14 protein-coding genes and 1 tRNA gene are annotated in these 16,522 nt (G+C 54.9%); 7 read left to right on the top strand and 8 right to left on the bottom strand.

The window, feature by feature from the left end; all coding sequences use genetic code 11:
* Nucleotides 1-113 precede the first annotated feature (113 nt).
* The 5 genes from ACR0B0_RS04770 (at nt 114) to ACR0B0_RS04750 (ending at nt 5,129) form a co-directional block, all read left to right on the top strand.
* A tRNA-Ser gene (locus ACR0B0_RS04770) sits at nt 114-203 on the top strand.
* Nucleotides 204-1,238: 1,035 nt separating this feature from the next.
* Nucleotides 1,239-2,330 (top strand): ABC transporter ATP-binding protein, encoded by a 1,092-nt coding sequence (locus ACR0B0_RS04765; protein ID WP_170348690.1) that lies wholly within the window; start codon nt 1,239-1,241, stop codon nt 2,328-2,330.
* Nucleotides 2,330-3,259 carry an ABC transporter permease gene (locus tag ACR0B0_RS04760; RefSeq protein ID WP_170348689.1) on the top strand — a complete coding sequence of 310 codons (930 nt, stop codon included), beginning with the start codon at nt 2,330-2,332 and terminating at the stop codon, nt 3,257-3,259. The genes ACR0B0_RS04765 and ACR0B0_RS04760 overlap by 1 nt, the downstream gene beginning before the upstream one ends.
* 3 nt (nt 3,260-3,262) lie before the next feature.
* On the top strand, nt 3,263-4,072 hold the full coding sequence (locus ACR0B0_RS04755) for an ABC transporter permease (protein ID WP_170348688.1): 810 nt from the start codon (nt 3,263-3,265) through the stop codon (nt 4,070-4,072).
* Nucleotides 4,073-4,091: 19 nt separating this feature from the next.
* On the top strand, nt 4,092-5,129 hold the full coding sequence (locus ACR0B0_RS04750) for an extracellular solute-binding protein (protein ID WP_170348687.1): 1,038 nt from the start codon (nt 4,092-4,094) through the stop codon (nt 5,127-5,129).
* Between the two features lie 74 nt (nt 5,130-5,203).
* Here the strand turns inward: ACR0B0_RS04750 and argE are convergent, their stop codons facing one another.
* The 7 genes from argE to ACR0B0_RS04715 all read right to left on the bottom strand — a co-directional run bounded on the left by argE (nt 5,204) and on the right by ACR0B0_RS04715 (nt 12,521).
* Nucleotides 5,204-6,352, bottom strand: a complete 1,149-nt coding sequence (gene argE / locus ACR0B0_RS04745; protein WP_480646645.1) for an acetylornithine deacetylase — start codon at nt 6,350-6,352, stop codon at nt 5,204-5,206.
* A gap of 141 nt (nt 6,353-6,493) precedes the next feature.
* Nucleotides 6,494-7,432, bottom strand: coding sequence for a LysR family transcriptional regulator (locus ACR0B0_RS04740; protein WP_480646643.1), 939 nt, complete (start codon nt 7,430-7,432; stop codon nt 6,494-6,496).
* 25 nt (nt 7,433-7,457) lie between these two features.
* Nucleotides 7,458-8,954, bottom strand: coding sequence for an aldehyde dehydrogenase (locus ACR0B0_RS04735; RefSeq protein ID WP_480646641.1), 1,497 nt, complete (start codon nt 8,952-8,954; stop codon nt 7,458-7,460).
* Nucleotides 8,955-8,969: 15 nt separating this feature from the next.
* Nucleotides 8,970-9,644, bottom strand: coding sequence for a DUF1028 domain-containing protein (locus ACR0B0_RS04730; RefSeq protein ID WP_480646639.1), 675 nt, complete (start codon nt 9,642-9,644; stop codon nt 8,970-8,972).
* Between the two features lie 89 nt (nt 9,645-9,733).
* On the bottom strand, nt 9,734-10,150 hold the full coding sequence (locus ACR0B0_RS04725; RefSeq protein WP_170330089.1) for a RidA family protein: 417 nt from the start codon (nt 10,148-10,150) through the stop codon (nt 9,734-9,736).
* Nucleotides 10,151-10,167: 17 nt separating this feature from the next.
* Nucleotides 10,168-11,448, bottom strand: a complete 1,281-nt coding sequence (locus tag ACR0B0_RS04720; protein WP_480646637.1) for a flavin-containing monooxygenase — start codon at nt 11,446-11,448, stop codon at nt 10,168-10,170.
* 287 nt (nt 11,449-11,735) lie between these two features.
* Nucleotides 11,736-12,521, bottom strand: coding sequence for a helix-turn-helix transcriptional regulator (locus ACR0B0_RS04715; protein ID WP_480646635.1), 786 nt, complete (start codon nt 12,519-12,521; stop codon nt 11,736-11,738).
* 195 nt (nt 12,522-12,716) lie between these two features.
* Between ACR0B0_RS04715 and ACR0B0_RS04710 the strand changes: the two genes are divergently transcribed.
* Together ACR0B0_RS04710 and ACR0B0_RS04705 are read left to right on the top strand one after the other, a co-directional pair.
* Nucleotides 12,717-14,069, top strand: a complete 1,353-nt coding sequence (locus ACR0B0_RS04710; protein WP_480646633.1) for an aminotransferase class III-fold pyridoxal phosphate-dependent enzyme — start codon at nt 12,717-12,719, stop codon at nt 14,067-14,069.
* 59 nt (nt 14,070-14,128) lie between these two features.
* Nucleotides 14,129-16,198, top strand: a complete 2,070-nt coding sequence (locus ACR0B0_RS04705) for an oxidoreductase (RefSeq protein WP_170348679.1) — start codon at nt 14,129-14,131, stop codon at nt 16,196-16,198.
* A gap of 31 nt (nt 16,199-16,229) precedes the next feature.
* Here the strand turns inward: ACR0B0_RS04705 and ACR0B0_RS04700 are convergent, their stop codons facing one another.
* Entirely contained in the window at nt 16,230-16,487 is a 258-nt protein-coding gene (locus ACR0B0_RS04700; RefSeq protein ID WP_170348678.1) for a hypothetical protein, read from the bottom strand.
* Between the last annotated feature and the right edge of the window lie 35 nt (nt 16,488-16,522).

The raw sequence follows: 16,522 nt of genomic DNA, 5'->3' as shown, positions 1-16,522 counted from the left end.
CTAGGCGTTTTGTGCCGTCTGGCAATGGAAAATCCCGTCATAGTGAATTTCGGGAATTTTCTGCTTGCACCCCCGCGCGTTCCTCACTAAATCCCCCCCTCACAGACCCCCGCGGAGAGGTGCCGGAGTGGTCGAACGGGGCGGTCTCGAAAACCGTTGTGGGTGCAAGCCCACCCAGGGTTCGAATCCCTGTCTCTCCGCCACTATCTTTTTGAAATGGAAAGCTAATAATAGAAATTCAGGGTGTAGTGTGCTTTCTGCCCTAGTCGACAGGTACGGCCATAGGTGTCCTACTGCGCCCCATTTTAGGACTTCCGGCCATGCCAATTACGGCCCTTTGGCGCAGACTATGACACATTGACACCCTTCCAAGCCGCAATCAGGCAAACGAAATAGAGATCCTGCGTCTGCGGAATCCCTTTTGAATGTTGCGGGGTTAAAGGCTTCAGCGAAAGCCGTTGTCGCTGTTCTGCCTTAACCTGAGCGACTTTTTCCTGTGTCAGATATCTCAGGTAGTAACGGCCTGTGGCAATTCGTTTGTGACCGCTGCAGTAAGACATGCCTCGCGTAGAGCGGTCTGAGTTGTCACTCTTTACGAAGGATCCGATATAGACACCAAAATCCTGTCAAGCTCGCTGTGAACTGGCTCCCATCCCGTGGCTAGTTTAAGAGCGCTGACATCCGCACAGATCTTTGCGATGTCACCAATACGTCTGGGCGTGTAGACCGGTGTGATCGAAGGCGCATGGCGGGCGTTACTTATTTAACTCCCCTTCCCGACCAATATTAGTTAAGGGAACCTTGGCAACCGCCAGAAATGTCCTGAAAGCTAATTTGCCAGACAGTTCATAAAACTACGTTTAGGTGCGTGAAACGCTCTGCCCCAAGCCGCAGGATACGCACCAATCAGACAAACTTCATTCAGCCATCAGACGCGAAATTGAAGGTGGAGAACAAAAGCTCCGAAATTTAGGACACTGAAAATCTTTCGCGTTAAATAGCGGTTGCTCCCATTGTTGACGAGATCACCGCAGGGAAAAATGCGACACTTCACATATGTTCACTGGGCTTTTCTTTTTGCTGAAAAAGCTGCTGAACCACGATAGCGCATTGATTTATAGGCGATAATTGAAATGATTAGGCAAATCCTAATGTTTAGTGAGGAAGTCAATTCTTAGGACGGCAACGCAGCCCGTATATACCTGAATGGAATTTCGCGATGCTCAGGGGAGGCGCAATTGTCTGGCAAAGAAAATATCGCGATTGACGTGCGGGACGCGGTAAAACGTTATGGCGATTTTACGGCACTCAAGAAGATCTCGCTGTCGATCATGGACAATGAGTTCTTTACCCTTCTGGGTCCGTCTGGCTGCGGCAAGACAACTCTCCTCAGAATGATCGCCGGGTTCGAGGCCGTAACCGAAGGTGCGATCTACCTATACGGAGATGAAATCGAGAACCTGCCTCCCAACAAGCGCCCGGTGAACACAGTTTTCCAAAACTATGCTTTGTTTCCGCATATGACCATTTTGGACAATGTTGCATTCGGCTTGGAAATGCGCGGGGCCTCGAAATCCGAAGCGCGTAAGAAAGCGGGTGAGATGCTGGAATTGGTACAGCTCTCTCAATTCTCGGCCCGCAAGCCCAGCCAGTTGTCAGGTGGCCAGCAACAGCGTGTTGCGCTGGCACGTGCCCTGGCGCCTCAGCCCAAGGTTTTGTTGTTAGACGAACCCCTGTCTGCACTGGATTTGAAGCTCCGCAAAGCAATGCAGCTTGAGCTGAAGCATCTGCAACGTGAAACCGGGATCACCTTTATCTTCGTGACCCACGACCAAGAAGAAGCGTTGACCATGTCCGATCGCATCGCTGTTATGTCCGCTGGCGAACTGCAGCAACTGGGGTCTCCGACGGACATATACGAGCGTCCGCACAACATGTTTGTGGCTGATTTTATTGGCGAGACCAACCTATTGGAGGTTTCCGTTGACGATATCTCGAATGGCCGTGCGACCTGCCACCTTGGCGGTGGGCATGAGTTGACCTGCAACTCGGTTGAGGGGGTCGGCGTCGGCTCCAAGGTTCACATGTCAATCCGGCCAGAGCGGTTGTTTATGTCGGACAGCCCTGCCGAAACCGAAAGCCTGAAAGGGCGGATCAAGGAAAACATCTTTGTCGGCACAGATATCACAACCATCGTGGACTTGCAGGATGGCCCAGATTTTGTCGTACGCACCTCAAACTCAGACCGCGGCAATAAGCGGATTTTTGAGCCGGGCACCGAAATGTATGTCAACATGGAGCTGGGGGCTGGTCGCCTCCTGGTCGACTAATGGCGGCGGGTGCGGCAAGCGGCGGCAGCGCAACGACAGATACTTATAAAGAGGCGCGAACCTGGCTTCTGCTGCCCGCATGGGTGACACTGGCCATTCTGGTTCTGGCGCCGGTCATCATGATGCTGATCTACTCTTTCCTGACAAAAGAGTTCCGGGGCGGCGTCATTTGGGAATTCTCGCTGGCGGCTTATGATCAGTTCTTCTTTGATCGAGGATTGTTCGGTGACGACCCCCCTAAGATAGAATGGACCTATATCACGATTTTCTGGCGCTCGATTTGGCAGGCAGGTGCTGCTACATTGCTCAGCCTCGTTATTGGCTTTCCAACGGCCTATTTCATCGCCACCCGATCCGAAAGCATGCGTCCGGTTTGGGTGTTCCTGATTACCATCCCCTATTGGGTGAACCTGTTGATCAGGACTGTGTCAATGAAATTCCTTCTGCGCGATCAGGGGCCGTTGAACGACTTTCTGATGAATATCGGCCTGATCGACAGCCCCCTACATATCGTTAACACCAATTTTGCGGTGCAGCTCGGCCTGTTCTATTCATACCTGCCCTTCATGGTGTTGCCGATCTATGCTGCAGTCGAGCGGTACAACTTTGCCCTGTCCGAAGCCGCGGCCGACCTATACGCGTCGAAATGGACCACACTGCGCCGCGTGCTGCTTCCTGCTGTCAAACCAGGCGTGTTTGCGGGTTGTATTTTGGTGTTTGTTCCGTCGATGGGGTCGTTTCTTGCACCCGACCTTCTGGGTGGCGCCAAAAACTTTATGATCGGCTCGCTGATTGAGGAGCAGTTCAAAGGCAACGCCGGCAACTGGCCGTTTGGCGCGGCCGCGTCGATGATCCTGCTGACAATGGTTTTGATCATCCTGATGTTCTCGGCCCGTCAGCAGGCCAAAGCCGACAAGGCGGGGGGCTGACCAATGGCAAGCAAGCAATTCGACATCAAGTCTTACACTGGCTTCAAGGGGATCACCCTGCTGTGTCTGGTCATTCTCTATGCGCCGCTGGTTGTGGTCACGATCTACAGCTTCAACGCATCCCAATCACTGACCAACTGGGAAGGCGTTTCGCTCCGTTGGTATGCGGATGTTTTCACCGGGCCTGAAAGCGGTAAGTTCAAGACGGCTGCCAGGAACAGCTTTATCATTGCGATCATTGCCTCAACCACGGCAACCGCAATTGCAACGTTGGCCGCAACTGGCATGGTTCGAGGTGGCAAGTTCCGCTTTCGCACATTGTCCTTTGGGTTGATCAGCCTGCCGCTGATGGTGCCCGAGATCGTTCTGGCCGTCGCGACCCTGATCTTCTTCAATTCGATCGGATTCGAACGCGGGCTACTTACCATCCTACTTGCCCATATCGCCTTTTGTATTCCGTTTGCCTATCTGCCGATCTCGGCCCGTATGCAGGGGATTGAGGACAGTTATGAGCAGGCCGCACTGGATCTCTATGCTACTAAACGGCAAGCATTCACTAAGATCCTCCTCCCGTTGATGATGCCCGGCATCATATCAGGTTTTCTGCTGGCCTTCATCGTCAGCCTGGATGACTTCATCATCACCAACTTTGTGAAAGGTGCCGGGGTCGAGACTTTGCCAACGGCGATCTTTGGCTCGGTCAAACAAGGGATCAAACCGAATATCATGGCGATTTCGACCATGTTGCTGAGTGTGTCCATCCTCATGGTCACGATCAGCTATTTCGTCAGCAAGTCTGACAACACAAAATAACCAACAGATGGAGAGACACATGAAACATATGATGAGAAGCGGCGTTGCTGCCATTGCTTTGGCTATTGGCGCGAACGCTGCCGCCGCCGATGGTGAACTGGTTCTGTACCATTGGTTTGAGTACATCCCGCAAGAGCTGCTGGACAAGTTCACCGAAGAAACCGGCATCAATGTCACCATGGACACCTACGACTCGAACGAGGCGATGCTGGCTTCGCTCAAGGCCGGTGGTATCGGGACCTATGACGTATCGGTTCCAGGCGATTACATGGTGTCGATCATGGCCGGCGAAGGCATGTTGGACACAATCGCCGACGGTGAATTGAAGAACAAGGGCAACATCGCCGAGGAATGGGCCGATCCCGGTTTTGATCCCGGTCGGCAGTCCTCGATCCCGTATCAGTGGGGCTCGACCAGTTTTGCAGTCAGCCGTGATGCGTTTGACGGCGATATTCAAACCACCGATATTCTGTTCAATCCGCCAGCTGAGCTGCAAGGTCGTATCAACATGTTGGACAGCCAGGGCGAAGTGATGGCCATGGCCGCGTTGCATATGGGTATCCCGCAATGTTCCACTGACCGCGAGCAGTTGAAGGCGCTGAATGCCATGCTGCAAGAAGCTAAGCAGCACTGGGCGTCGTTCAATTCGGATACCGCGAAAGAGGTTCTGGTTTCCGGTGACGCAGCCGTAGGCCAGATCTATGACGGGTTCTCTGCCAAGGCGCGCGAGGAAGGCGCCAATGTGGAATACGCCTTTCCGACACAAGGTTACATCGCCTGGATGGACAATGTCGTTCTGCTAAAAGACGCACCCAACCGCGAGAACGCGCTGATATTCATGGATTTTCTGCTGGAGCCCGAGAATATCGCAGCTGTGTCCAACTTTGCGCAGTACAACGCCGGTGTGAACGGTGTGGGTGAATTCCTAGACCCGAAGCTGGCTGAACAACCCGAAAAGAACCCTCATGCCAATGCAGGCTCGGGCGTGTTCATCGAAGTATGTGATGAGGAAACCCAGGCGGTCTATGACCAGATCTGGACCAACTTGAAGAAATAATTCAGGCCTTATTCCTGACGCCAAAGCCCCCGGTTTTTCCGGGGGCATTTTCGGTTTCAGTAAGTGTTTGTTTTTTAGCGGCTGATGTCTTCGAGGATGCGATCCATCATTGCGTCGCACGCGTTCAGCTGTTCGATTTCAAGGTATTCATCCGGCTTGTGTCCCTGACGTTCCATGGAACCCGGCCCGCAGACAACAGTTGGAATCCCCAACTCGCTGAAAAACCCGGCCTCGGTGCCAAAGGCGACTTTGGTGGTGGCGTTACTTTGCGCAAGTTTCTGGGCGTAAGCGATGACACCCTCGGTCTCGACAACATCCAGCCCGGGATAGGCGTTATACTGTTCGACCTCAATGCGCGCCTCCGAGCATAGGGCCTGATACCGGGCCCCTACCCTGACCGCTGCGTCTTGTATCTGTGACAGAATATCCTTGCCATGATCCAAAGCAAGATGACGGTATTCAAAGGTCAACTCAGCGCGGTCGGGCACAATATTCAGGGCTCTGCCGCCCGACAGTATACCCACGTGGAAGGTCGTATAGGGCACCGAGTAAGCCGGGTCGCTGTTACCACTTTTGGCGTAAACGTCTTGTAGCGCACGCAACTCGGCCACAAAATCGGTTGCAAGATGCAGTGCATTGACAAATTTAGGGGCCAGCGCGGAATGCCCGCTTTGACCGTGGCAAACAGCGCGCAGCGCAGCTTTGCCTTTGTGCCCGATAGCGACCTGCATTTCTGTCGGTTCGCCGACGAAACACGCGCGGGGCTGACCCAGCATTGGGGCGAGCCGATCCAGCATGTGTTGAATACCGACGCATCCCACCTCTTCGTCATATGACAACGCGATCTTAAGGGGTTCTCGCAGGTCAACCCCGGCAGTCCGGTCTGCCAAAGCCATAACCGACGCCACATAACCCTTCATATCTGTGGTGCCACGACCGTAGACACGGTTACCTTCTTGCGTCAGGCAAAACGGGTCTTTGGTCCAGCTTTGGCCTTCGACTGGGACAACATCCGTATGCGCAGACAGCAGAACTCCGTCACCGTCGGGGCCTTTTTCTGCATAGAGCCCAGTTTTGTCGCCGCCGGGATCGGTGATGCGATGAACCGCAAAGCCGCGCGCCTCTAGAAACTCTTCGACATAAGCGGCAAGTTCGAGGTTCGAGTTCTTGCTGACAGTATCGAAGCCAACCAGTTTATCGAGAATACCCAGTGTAGACCTCATGCGACTTGAACCTGCTTTTCGGATTGCCGACCGGTTTGATCCCCTCTGCGTTGGGGATTGTAGATTAGCCTATACGACAGGCAGAATACTTAAATCTGGGAATGACGAAGCAGAGGTTAGGAGATTTCTAAGGACCTGCGGTCACTCTTTCTCTGGAATGCACAAACCCGGGAGGGTTCCCGATTTTACGGCGTGCGCACAATGATCGACAAAGGTTTTCAAAGTGTTTGTTTCATTCTCGGCCCGGGCGCGCAGCAGACCAAGGCGCATGGGGCGCACCTCTCCAGCCAAAGGCACAAAAATCAGTTTCTTTCCGTCCGGTGACAAGCTGTTCAAGGGGCGAATATTCGCAATGGAAAAGCCGAATCCGTTGGCAACCAGTGAACGCATCACCGACATATCTGCGGTGCGTTCCGCGATATTGGGCTTAATATTGGCCTCGCGGAAAAACGACAAGAAGTACTCACCGCTGAATGGAAGGTCCAACAGAACCATCGGGCTGTCCTGCAGGTCTGGAATCGTTAATTCGACCTGCTTCGCCAAGTGATGGTCTTCTCCCAAAACCACATAGGGCGGGAGCGCGTGCAGAGGTTGGAATTCAAGATCAGTGGGAATGTCCAGATCGTATGTCAGTGCAATGTCCAGCTCGGCCCGGCGCAATTGGCTGAAGATGTCAGCCTGATTCAATTCACGTTGTTCAATTTGTACATTAGGGTAGCTGTCCTCGAATTCGCGCCGCAAGCCCGGCAAGACGATCTGAGCGAATGTCACAAGACACCCTACGGACAGAATGCCCTGAACCTTACCCGTGATTTCCCCAGCAAGCGTGGCCAGCAGTTCGGCTTCACGCAGAACGAACTCGGTTCGCTCCATGATCTTGTGTCCCGCCTTCGTCAGCGACAGACCGCGCGCATGTTCGCGCACAAACAACGTAACGCCGAATTCGACCTCAAGCTGAGTTATCGCCGCCGAAATCGACGGCGACGACACGTTCAGCTTGTCGCTGGCCGCAGCGATACTGCCCGCCTTCCCGACCGCAACAAAATACTCAAGCTGTCGCAGCGTGTATCTGAAAGGCAATGGTACATCTCCGCTTGGCCGTGGATTAAGCCTTGTACTTGATCCACGTGGTCTTCAAAGCAGTATACTTTTCAAGTGAGTGCAATGACAAATCGCGTCCAAAACCTGACTGTTTCATGCCTCCGAATGGTGTCATGGCTGACAATGCGTCCACCGTGTTGACCGAGACGGTTCCCGCCATCAGCTTGTCAGACACTCGGCAAGCGCGAGACAGGTTGTCAGTCCAGACTGACGCGGCCAACCCATAGATCGAGTCATTTGCCATCGTGACCGCCTGCTCTTCGGTGTCAAACGGGATCACCGACAAGACGGGGCCAAAAATCTCATCCCGAGCCAATGGGTTGTCATGGGTCACGTCGTCAAAGATGGTCGGTTGAACAAAACAACCTTTACCGTCCACGGTGACACGTTCACCCCCTGTCACCAGATTGGCCGTGTTCTTACCTTCGTCCACAAAGCGCATGATGCCTTGTGTTTGCTTCTCATCGACGATCGCTCCCATCTTCGATGCCGGGTCTAGCGGGTCGCCAGGCTGCATTGCTTGCGCGCGGGCAATCAGCTTTTCAACAAACGCATCCTTGATCGAGCGCTCCACATAAAGCCGAGAGTTGGCCGAACACACTTCGCCCTGATTGAAAAAGATGCCAAAGGCCGCCATGTCCGCGGCGGCGTCCAGATCCTCGCAATCGGCGAAGACCAGATTGGGGCTTTTGCCGCCCGTTTCCGGCCAGACCGGTTTCAGGTTCGACTGGCCCGAATATTGCATGAACATTTTACCAATTGCGGTAGAACCAGTGAAGGCCAGGCAGTCGACATCCATATGCAGGCCAAGTGCCCTGCCCGCAGTCACCCCAAAACCGGGAACAACGTTGAAGACGCCATCCGGAACACCGGCTTCAGCCGCCAGCTCTGCCAGGCGAAGTGCTGACAGGGGCGATTGTTCTGCGGGTTTAAGCACAACCGAGTTTCCCGCAGCCAGCGCTGCAGCGGCTTTCCAAGTCGCCATGTCCAGCGGAAAGTTCCAAGGGGTCACGGCACCAACAACGCCCAGCGGCACGCGACTGACCAACGCCAGATCGCCAGGGCCGGTTGGGGCCACTTCATCATAGACCTTGTCGATGGCCTCGGCGTACCACTGAAAGAAATGTGCCGAGCCCGGCGCGTCGATAGTCGCCGCATCGGTTACCAGCTTGCCCATATCAAGGCTGTCCAGCAGCGCCATCTCCTCCAGATTTTCCCGGATCAAGTCAGCCAGATTCAGCATCACCGCCTTACGGTCACCCGGAGCCATACGCGACCAGCGGCCATCCTCAAAGGCAACACGACCTGCGGCAACGGCACGATCGACGTCTTCTTCGTCACATTCGGCGACCGGTGTCAGAACCGCACCTGTGGCCGGGTTTATACTGTCAAAAGTTTTGCCTGACACGGCATCGGTGAATTTACCGTCGATAAAGGCTTGATCCCGGAACGACAGACCGGCGGCGAGGCTTTTCCAATCCGCGTGGGTATTGTCCAACATTTTGTTTCTCCCTGATTATTCGTCGCCGGGGACGCCATAAGACGGTGCCTCGCGCGGGTCGAGCGCACGCTGGACATAGGCGTCAAGTTGCGGCTTATAGATGTCCCAGGCGGTCGCGATGGCCTCAATGGGGCAATCCTCGGTCCAGTCACAGCGAAGATCGGCGACGGGCCAACTGACTTTGTCGACAATCTTAATGCCTGCGGAATGCACCGGGCCAGCCTCGCCCCCTGCAGCCAATCCGGCGCGCATGGCGGCGATCAGACGGTCGCCGATATGACCCGAGGCCGACAGAAAGCCATCGACGATGGCCTGCGGGACCCCGTTATTGGCCAAAAGGTTGCCGCCCGAGGCAACATTTTCAGCCTGTGCTTGCGTCCAGATACCAAGGCTGTTGGGACCGGAATGGATCGCCGTGCGCCCGGCGGTATCCACCGCCAGAACCTGCCGGTATTCGATGAACTTTGCCTTTGCGGTCATGGCCTCGATTGCTTGAGGTGCTGTCTTGCCCTGCTCCATCAGGTCCAGCGTCAACGGACCGAGGCTTGGGTCTGTAACGTTCTGCGATGCAACCGCACCAACACCTGCCCGTGCAAAAGAACAGCGCGCAGCCACGGCGGGTGACGATGACGAAATCGCCAGACCGAACATGCCGGTTTCAGCGCAGCGGGCGACCAGTGAAAAAGTCATTCGGATCTCCTGAAAATAGAAAGTCCGGACCGCGCCTGTTTGGAGGAGCACAAGTGGCGCGGTCCGGCTAAGGTGGTTGATCTGGTGGATCAATCGGGAATAACGGCGGTTCCGTCGATTTCAACCAACCAGTCGGGACGCGCCAGTGCCTGAACGACCAGCCCTGTCGAAACAGGATGAACACCTTTGATGTACTCGCCCATAGTGCGGTAAACAGCCTCACGGTGGCGCACATCGGTGATGTAGACGACCACCTTGACCAGATGCTCCATCGAACCGCCGGCTTCTTCGATCAACTGTTTGATGTTCTGCATCACTTTGTGGGTCTGTTCGACCGGATCATGACTGTCGATATTTACCGCATCATCCAGATTTTGCGGGCACTGACCGCGCAAGTAAACCGTTTTGCCGCCCTGTGTCACAACGGCCTGGCACAGATCGTTGTCCAGGTTTTGCTCAGGATAGGTTTCTTTGGTGTTGAATTTGCGAATGCGTGTATGGGCCATTTCGAAGTCCTGACTACTTATTCCGCCGCGGCGGGGGCGATGATCGCAGCTTCGCCGTCGTATTCGGCATAAGCGCGTTGAATAGCGATCTGATCGGCGATGTATTTCGCGTCGTGCCAGACGCCCCAAATGAAGGTTGAACCGCGTCGCGATTGCCAAGGCAGGCCCAGAAAATAGATGTCGGGCTCGACAGACACGCCTCGCTGATGGATCGGTGCGCCTTTGGCGTCAAAGGCGTCGGCCTTGATCCAACTGAAATCCTGACGGAAGCCTGTCGCCCAGATAATTGTCGTGATGCCTTCCTTAGCAAAATCGACTGAAGTCAGGGGATTGGTTAGGCTATCGGGATCAGCAAACCGCTCTCGTGCCTCTGGCTCTTCGGGCAAATCAATACCAGTACGAGCGATGTAGGCGTCCGCCATGTCCAGCATTTCAAGGTAGTTGGCATCGCCCGCAGCGACGTTGCCTTGGAGATCATCGGCAAAGCTGAGAATACCGTTCTCGAAGCTTTTGGTCATCCCGGTAAGGGTCACCCCTTCATTTCCCAAGCGGCGGAAATCCATCGTGTGGCCGCCATGCGCGCCGCTGACCGAGATCGTGACGTGTTCAGTACCTGGTTTCTGTGCAGCCATATCCCAGAGTCCCAGAACGCCCAGCCACCAAACGTTATCGCGGCTACGATAGCGACGCGGGGGCCGGTCATGCGGACCAACAGACAGGAACACCTTGCGACCGGCGCGATTTAACTCATCCGCAATCTGAGCACCGGACGAGCCGGCGCCCACAACCATCACCGCCCCTTCGGGCAGTTGCTCGGGGTTTTTGTAGTAAAAGGAATGAAGTTGCTCGACGCCGGCCGTTTCCGGCACAATGGGCGGAATAACCGGGTGCTGGAAAGCGCCTGTTGCGGCGACAATGCGCTTGGCATGGATTTCACCGGCGGTCGTCTTAACACGGAACCCACCTTCGCCGGGCAACCGTTCGGCGTTCAGTGCCTCAACACCCTCGCGGATTGGGGCGTTCACCATTTCTGCGTATTCAACCAGGTATTCGGCGACACGGTCCTTTGGCACAAACGCATCCGGGTCATCCCCGTTAAACTGGAGGCTGGGAAAACGGTCATGCCAGCATGGTCCATTCGCAACCAATGCATCCCAACGGCCGGTGCGCCACGCCTCGGCAGTTCGGTTCTTTTCCAGAATGATATGGGGCACATCGTTGTTTCCAAGGTGCTCGCTTAGCGCGATACCCGCCTGCCCGCCGCCAACAACCAGCGTATCCGTTTTCTCAATGGACATGTGTCGGTTCCCTATTACTGCGTCTCGAATTGACCTGAAATGGTCGTTGTACGCGTGCATCTTGCGCTGCCTGGACGGACGAACGACCACAACGGGCCGAAGACCTTGCACTTTCAAAACAGAAGACATCAGAGCGGAGCCATCGCATCGACCAACACCGAACAAGGGTCGCTTTGGCGTTCCGTTTCCTGTGCCACTCCAGCACGTTTTGCACGTTTCCGGGTAAAGGTTTCACAAGTTGGGAACAGACGAAATTACTGTCTAACTTACTCTTAATTAGGCTTTGACTAACCCGCCGGGAATTGCCCTTGTTTCCCAGCCGGTTGTCCGCTTTCCGACAGATACGGCGCGATCAGATAGTATAGTTCACCCTGCGAAGAGATATGACATTTCCGGTAGAGTTGCTTACGCAAAACCTTGACGGTCTGAGGGCTGATACCCAGTGTCAGTCCAATAGAAATCGATGAATGACCCTGCAGGATTAACAACGCCACCTGCGCCTGCCTTGGACTTAATCCGATATCTTGTTCAACAGACAAACGCTGACGCAGTTGCGCGACGATATCTTCCGACTTTTTTTCATTCGAGGGCTTCAGATCAGGCCAATTCCTTCTCACCAGCGCATTGACGATCGGCGCGACATTTTTTGCGATGGCAAAATCCCTGCTGGAAAAACGCGATGCGGTGGTTGCGTCCCTGCCGAGACAAACGGTGATCGAACTCATGGGGTTGAGACCGGCGTAAAAGGCCAGCTCGTCCGTCAACGTCGTGTTTGTGTAATAGGATTTAAAGTACTCGTTCCGTTGAAACTGATCCGGGGCAACATCGGTCAATCTGTAAAGACCGTCCGCCGCGCGGCTTTGATGCAGGCCATAAAACGGATCCAACAGATAAGCGCCTTTGACATAGTGGCTGTCGATCCGTTCAAAAACGCGGCTGTCGCGGGCATGGGTCATTAGTACCATCGGGCTGCTGCGCCAAAAAAATGCGATGATTGCGAAGTTGTCGAAGGAACAGGTTGCATCCAGCCACCTGTAGAGCGCATCGCCGAACCCTTCTGATCCTATTGCCATTATAGCGGCTGATAGAGCGTCTGGTGCTTCAACAGTTGACATTTCGAATACCCCCCTGGGGGTATATACCCCTCAAATCAGCCTAAGTAACCTTTGATATGAATATAGGTGGTATGCTGTCGCCAACACGTTGGTGGTTCCTAACAAGCCTCACCGGATCAGCGGAATTGCATCGCGAAAACAAAGGGGTTGATCATGGCCAAAGATACACTCGAAATTCTTGCACAGGACGAACACCTGATTCAGTCCTTCGCTGATCTAAACGCACTTAAGCAACAAGGCGCGCGCACCGTGATCTCGCGCGCAAAGGGCGCATATGTTTACGACAGCGATGGCAATGAACTGATCGACGGCATCGGCGGGTTGTGGTGTGTCAATATCGGCCACGGCAATGATGAAATGATTGAGGCGATTTCCAATCAGCTGAAAACGCTGGACTATTATTCCACCTTTTACAACTTCACGCACCCGGCAGCAGCAGCACTGGCTGATAAGATTGCGCAACTTGCACCGGGTCATTTGAACGCCGTGTATTTTGGCAATTCCGGTTCCGTCGCCAATGACAGTGCCATTCGGATGCTGCATCACTACAATATCCGCAAAGGGAAGCCGGAAAAGAAACTGGTTCTGTCAAGACACGGGGCCTATCACGGCTCGACCCATCTGGCGATGGCGATGACCACGCCCGGTTATTCCGAAGGCTGGCACGCGGCCAGTGAATTGGTGCATCATCTGCGCTCGCCCCATTACTGGCGCGAAGGCGGTGATATGACCGAGGCCGAGTTCCTCGACGCCCTGATCGACGATCTGACGCAAAGCATTGAGCGTATTGGTGCCGAGAACATCTGTGCCTTCATCGCCGAACCGATCCAGGGCGCGGGTGGTGTCGTGACCGCGCCAGCTGGTTACCACAAGCGCGCGTGGCAGGTCTGTCAAGCTAACGACATCAAATACGTTGCTGATGAGGTCGTTACCGCCTTTGGTCGCCTTGGGCATTTCTTTGCATCAGAAGACGTGTTTGACATGGTGCCCGACGTCATCACCACGGCCAAAGGTCTGACCTCAGGCTATCAGCCGCTGTCTGCTACGATCGTTTCCGACGATATTCATGAGGTCATCTCAGGCCCCGACGGAATGTTCCTGCACGGCATGACCTATTCGGGCCATCCAGCAGCTGCGGCAGCGGGTCTGACCAATATCGCAATTATGGAGCGTGAAGAAATTCCTAAGCGTGTGCAGACAACCGGGAAGCAGTTTGAAAACAACCTGCGCGGCCTGACCGATATCGAAATGGTCGGCGAAGTGCGTGGCAGCCATTTCATGATGGGGGTCGAATTCGTCAAGGATCGCGACACAAAGGAAGGCCATCCGGCAGAGGTGCAAGTTGGTCTGAAAGTCGCACGCGCTTGTCAGAAACGCGGTCTGATTGCTCGTCAGCTCGGCAACGTTCTCATCTTGTCTCCGACGCTGATCATGGACGAGCCGATGATTGACCGTATCGAAGCCATCCTGCGAGACGCCATCACCGAAGTCGCCGCTGGTCTGTAATCCCGCTTTTGGGGCGACACGGCCCCTTCATCATCTTAGCCATCCATAAGGAGCCAGCTATGCGCGATCCACGCTATGACATCCTGTTTGAACCGACGAAAATCGGTCCTCTAACAGCCAAGAACCGGTTCTATCAGGTGCCTCACTGCAACGGTGGTGGATATCGCGACCCATCGGCGGCGGCTGCGATGCGAGGCATCAAGGCTGAGGGTGGCTGGGGCGTGATCTTCACCGAACAGTGCGAAATGCACCATACATCTGAAATCACCCCATTTATCGAGCTGCGCCTTTGGGAAGACAAAGACATCCCCCAGTTGCGCAAGATGTCCGAGCGCATGAAAACCCATGGTGCCCTGGCTGGCATTCAGCTTGCCTATTCAGGCATCAACGGTCCCAACCTTTATACCAAAGAGGTGCCACTGGCCCCTTCTGCCATGCCGATCCGGACCTTTACCAATGATCCGGTGCAGGCACGCGCATTGGACAAGCAGGACATCAAGGATTTGCGCCGGTGGTTCGTGAATGCCGCAAAACGCTCGAAAGAAGCAGGTTTCGACGTGATCTGCCTGTATGGCGCGCATGGGTTTGGTATCTTCCAACACTTCCTCAGCAGGGCAACCAACCAGCGCAGCGACGAATATGGTGGCTCACTGGAAAACCGCGCCCGTTTCAGCCAGGAGGTTATCGCCGATATGCGCGACGCCGTGGGCGATACGATGGCGATCACGCTTCGGGTGTCGTTGGACGAGACCATTGGCGATCTGGGTTTCTCGAATGCCGAGGTGCGTGACTACATCGAAATGAACAAAGACCTGCCCGACCTCTGGGATCTTGCGCAGGGTACTTGGGAGGATTGCTCTGGCCCTTCGCGGTTCAAAGAAGAGGCTGCCCAGGAACAACTGGTGCGTGGCATTCATGAATTGACCGAAAAACCGATCGTTGGGGTCGGACGGTTCACTTCGCCCGATGTTATGGCCAAGATGATCAAGTCTGGCACACTGGATTTCATCGGCTGCGCCCGACCGTCGATCGCTGACCCGTTTCTGCCGAAAAAGATCGAAGAGGGCCGGATCGAGGACATCCGAGAGTGTATCGGGTGTAACATCTGCATCACTGGCGATATGACCATGTCAATCAGCCGCTGCACCCAAAACCCGACCTTCATGGAAGAATGGCGCAAAGGCTGGCACCCGGAGAAGATGAACGACAAGGGGGATAGCTCGAACGTGCTTGTCGTAGGTTCTGGCCCCGCCGGGCTTGAGGCTGCCTGGGCTCTTTGTCGCCGGGGGTATGACGTCGCCGTGGCCGAGGCGCGTGATGTGATCGGCGGTCGCGTGGCCCGCGAACGTCTGCTTCCGGGGCTGTCGGCTTGGGGCCGTGTCGTGGACTATCGCGACTATCAACTTAGCCAACGTCCGAACGTGGAAATCTATCGCGAAAGCGAGTTGGGTGCCGAGAGCATTCTGGAGTTCGGTTTTGAAAATGTCTGCATCGCCACGGGATCCACATGGCGCAAGGACGGGGTCTCGCGTCAGCACGTCGTGCCAATGCCGATTGCCGAAGGCGCCAAGGTTTATACACCGGACGATCTGATGGGTGGCACAATCCCATCGGGCCGCGTGGTGGTGTATGACGATGACCACTATTACATGGGCGGCGTTCTTGCCGAACTTCTAGCCAAGAACGGTGCGCAGGTGACACTGGTTACTCCGTCGGCTTATGTCAGTGACTGGACGAACAACACGCTCGAGCAAATCGCAATCCACCCGCGACTGGTGGATGCAGGTGTCGAGATCGTCCTCAACCAGGGTGTCACCGAAGTCCACCCGGATCACGTGGTCTCGAACTGCGTCTACACTGACCGAACCTGGAAGATTGAGGCGGATGCGGTTGTGGTGGTGGCGTCACGCCTTGAAAACAACGCCGTTTTCAATGACCTGAAAGCCCGCGAGGTCGAATGGGCGGATGCAGGTATCAAGTCGGTCAAGTTGATTGGGGATGCCAACGCACCGGGCCCAATCGCCTGGGCAACCTATGCCGGCCACCGCTATGCGCGTGAGCTTGACGGTAAAGACATTGGTGACGACCTGCCATTCCGCCGCGAAATCACGGAGCTTGCGGTGGACTGAGGTCGTGACCGCGTAACGGGCGGTAAAGTGCTCACTTCGCCGCCCGTAACATTTCAACACCAACTGCCATCTGCGATGCTTCAACGGTTACAACCGTATTCGGTGTGCCCCAATGGTCGCCTTCTCCGGTCGGTGACAAATTACTCGCTGTTTTTCTCAAACTCGTAATAGCCTGTTTGCCTGCTTTATCTTTAAAACTGATAGCCGTATGCAATGGCCGCGAATGACTGCCCTCCCCGCCGTGCTTGACTATTTTTGCCGTCACAAAGCCCTTGTTGTATCGATCCAAGGACTTCCGTTTGATGTCGAAATAGATCTCGCAAA

This window comes from Ruegeria sp. BA12, from assembly GCF_056539625.1.
This window is presented reverse-complemented; position numbering and strand designations above follow the sequence as displayed.

What these genes read in the sequence shown, in the direction of transcription:
- ACR0B0_RS04760 (WP_170348689.1), top strand. Translation starts at nt 2,330, where the DNA reads ATGGCGGCGGGTGCGGCAAGCGGCGGCAGCGCAACGACAGATACTTAT.
- ACR0B0_RS04755 (WP_170348688.1), top strand. Translation starts at nt 3,263, where the DNA reads ATGGCAAGCAAGCAATTCGACATCAAGTCTTACACTGGCTTCAAGGGG.
- ACR0B0_RS04750 (WP_170348687.1), top strand. Translation starts at nt 4,092, where the DNA reads ATGAAACATATGATGAGAAGCGGCGTTGCTGCCATTGCTTTGGCTATT.
- argE (WP_480646645.1), bottom strand. Translation starts at nt 6,352, where the DNA reads ATGAGGTCTACACTGGGTATTCTCGATAAACTGGTTGGCTTCGATACT.
- ACR0B0_RS04735 (WP_480646641.1), bottom strand. Translation starts at nt 8,954, where the DNA reads ATGTTGGACAATACCCACGCGGATTGGAAAAGCCTCGCCGCCGGTCTG.
- ACR0B0_RS04730 (WP_480646639.1), bottom strand. Translation starts at nt 9,644, where the DNA reads ATGACTTTTTCACTGGTCGCCCGCTGCGCTGAAACCGGCATGTTCGGT.
- ACR0B0_RS04725 (WP_170330089.1), bottom strand. Translation starts at nt 10,150, where the DNA reads ATGGCCCATACACGCATTCGCAAATTCAACACCAAAGAAACCTATCCT.
- ACR0B0_RS04720 (WP_480646637.1), bottom strand. Translation starts at nt 11,448, where the DNA reads ATGTCCATTGAGAAAACGGATACGCTGGTTGTTGGCGGCGGGCAGGCG.
- ACR0B0_RS04715 (WP_480646635.1), bottom strand. Translation starts at nt 12,521, where the DNA reads ATGGCAATAGGATCAGAAGGGTTCGGCGATGCGCTCTACAGGTGGCTG.
- ACR0B0_RS04710 (WP_480646633.1), top strand. Translation starts at nt 12,717, where the DNA reads ATGGCCAAAGATACACTCGAAATTCTTGCACAGGACGAACACCTGATT.
- ACR0B0_RS04705 (WP_170348679.1), top strand. Translation starts at nt 14,129, where the DNA reads ATGCGCGATCCACGCTATGACATCCTGTTTGAACCGACGAAAATCGGT.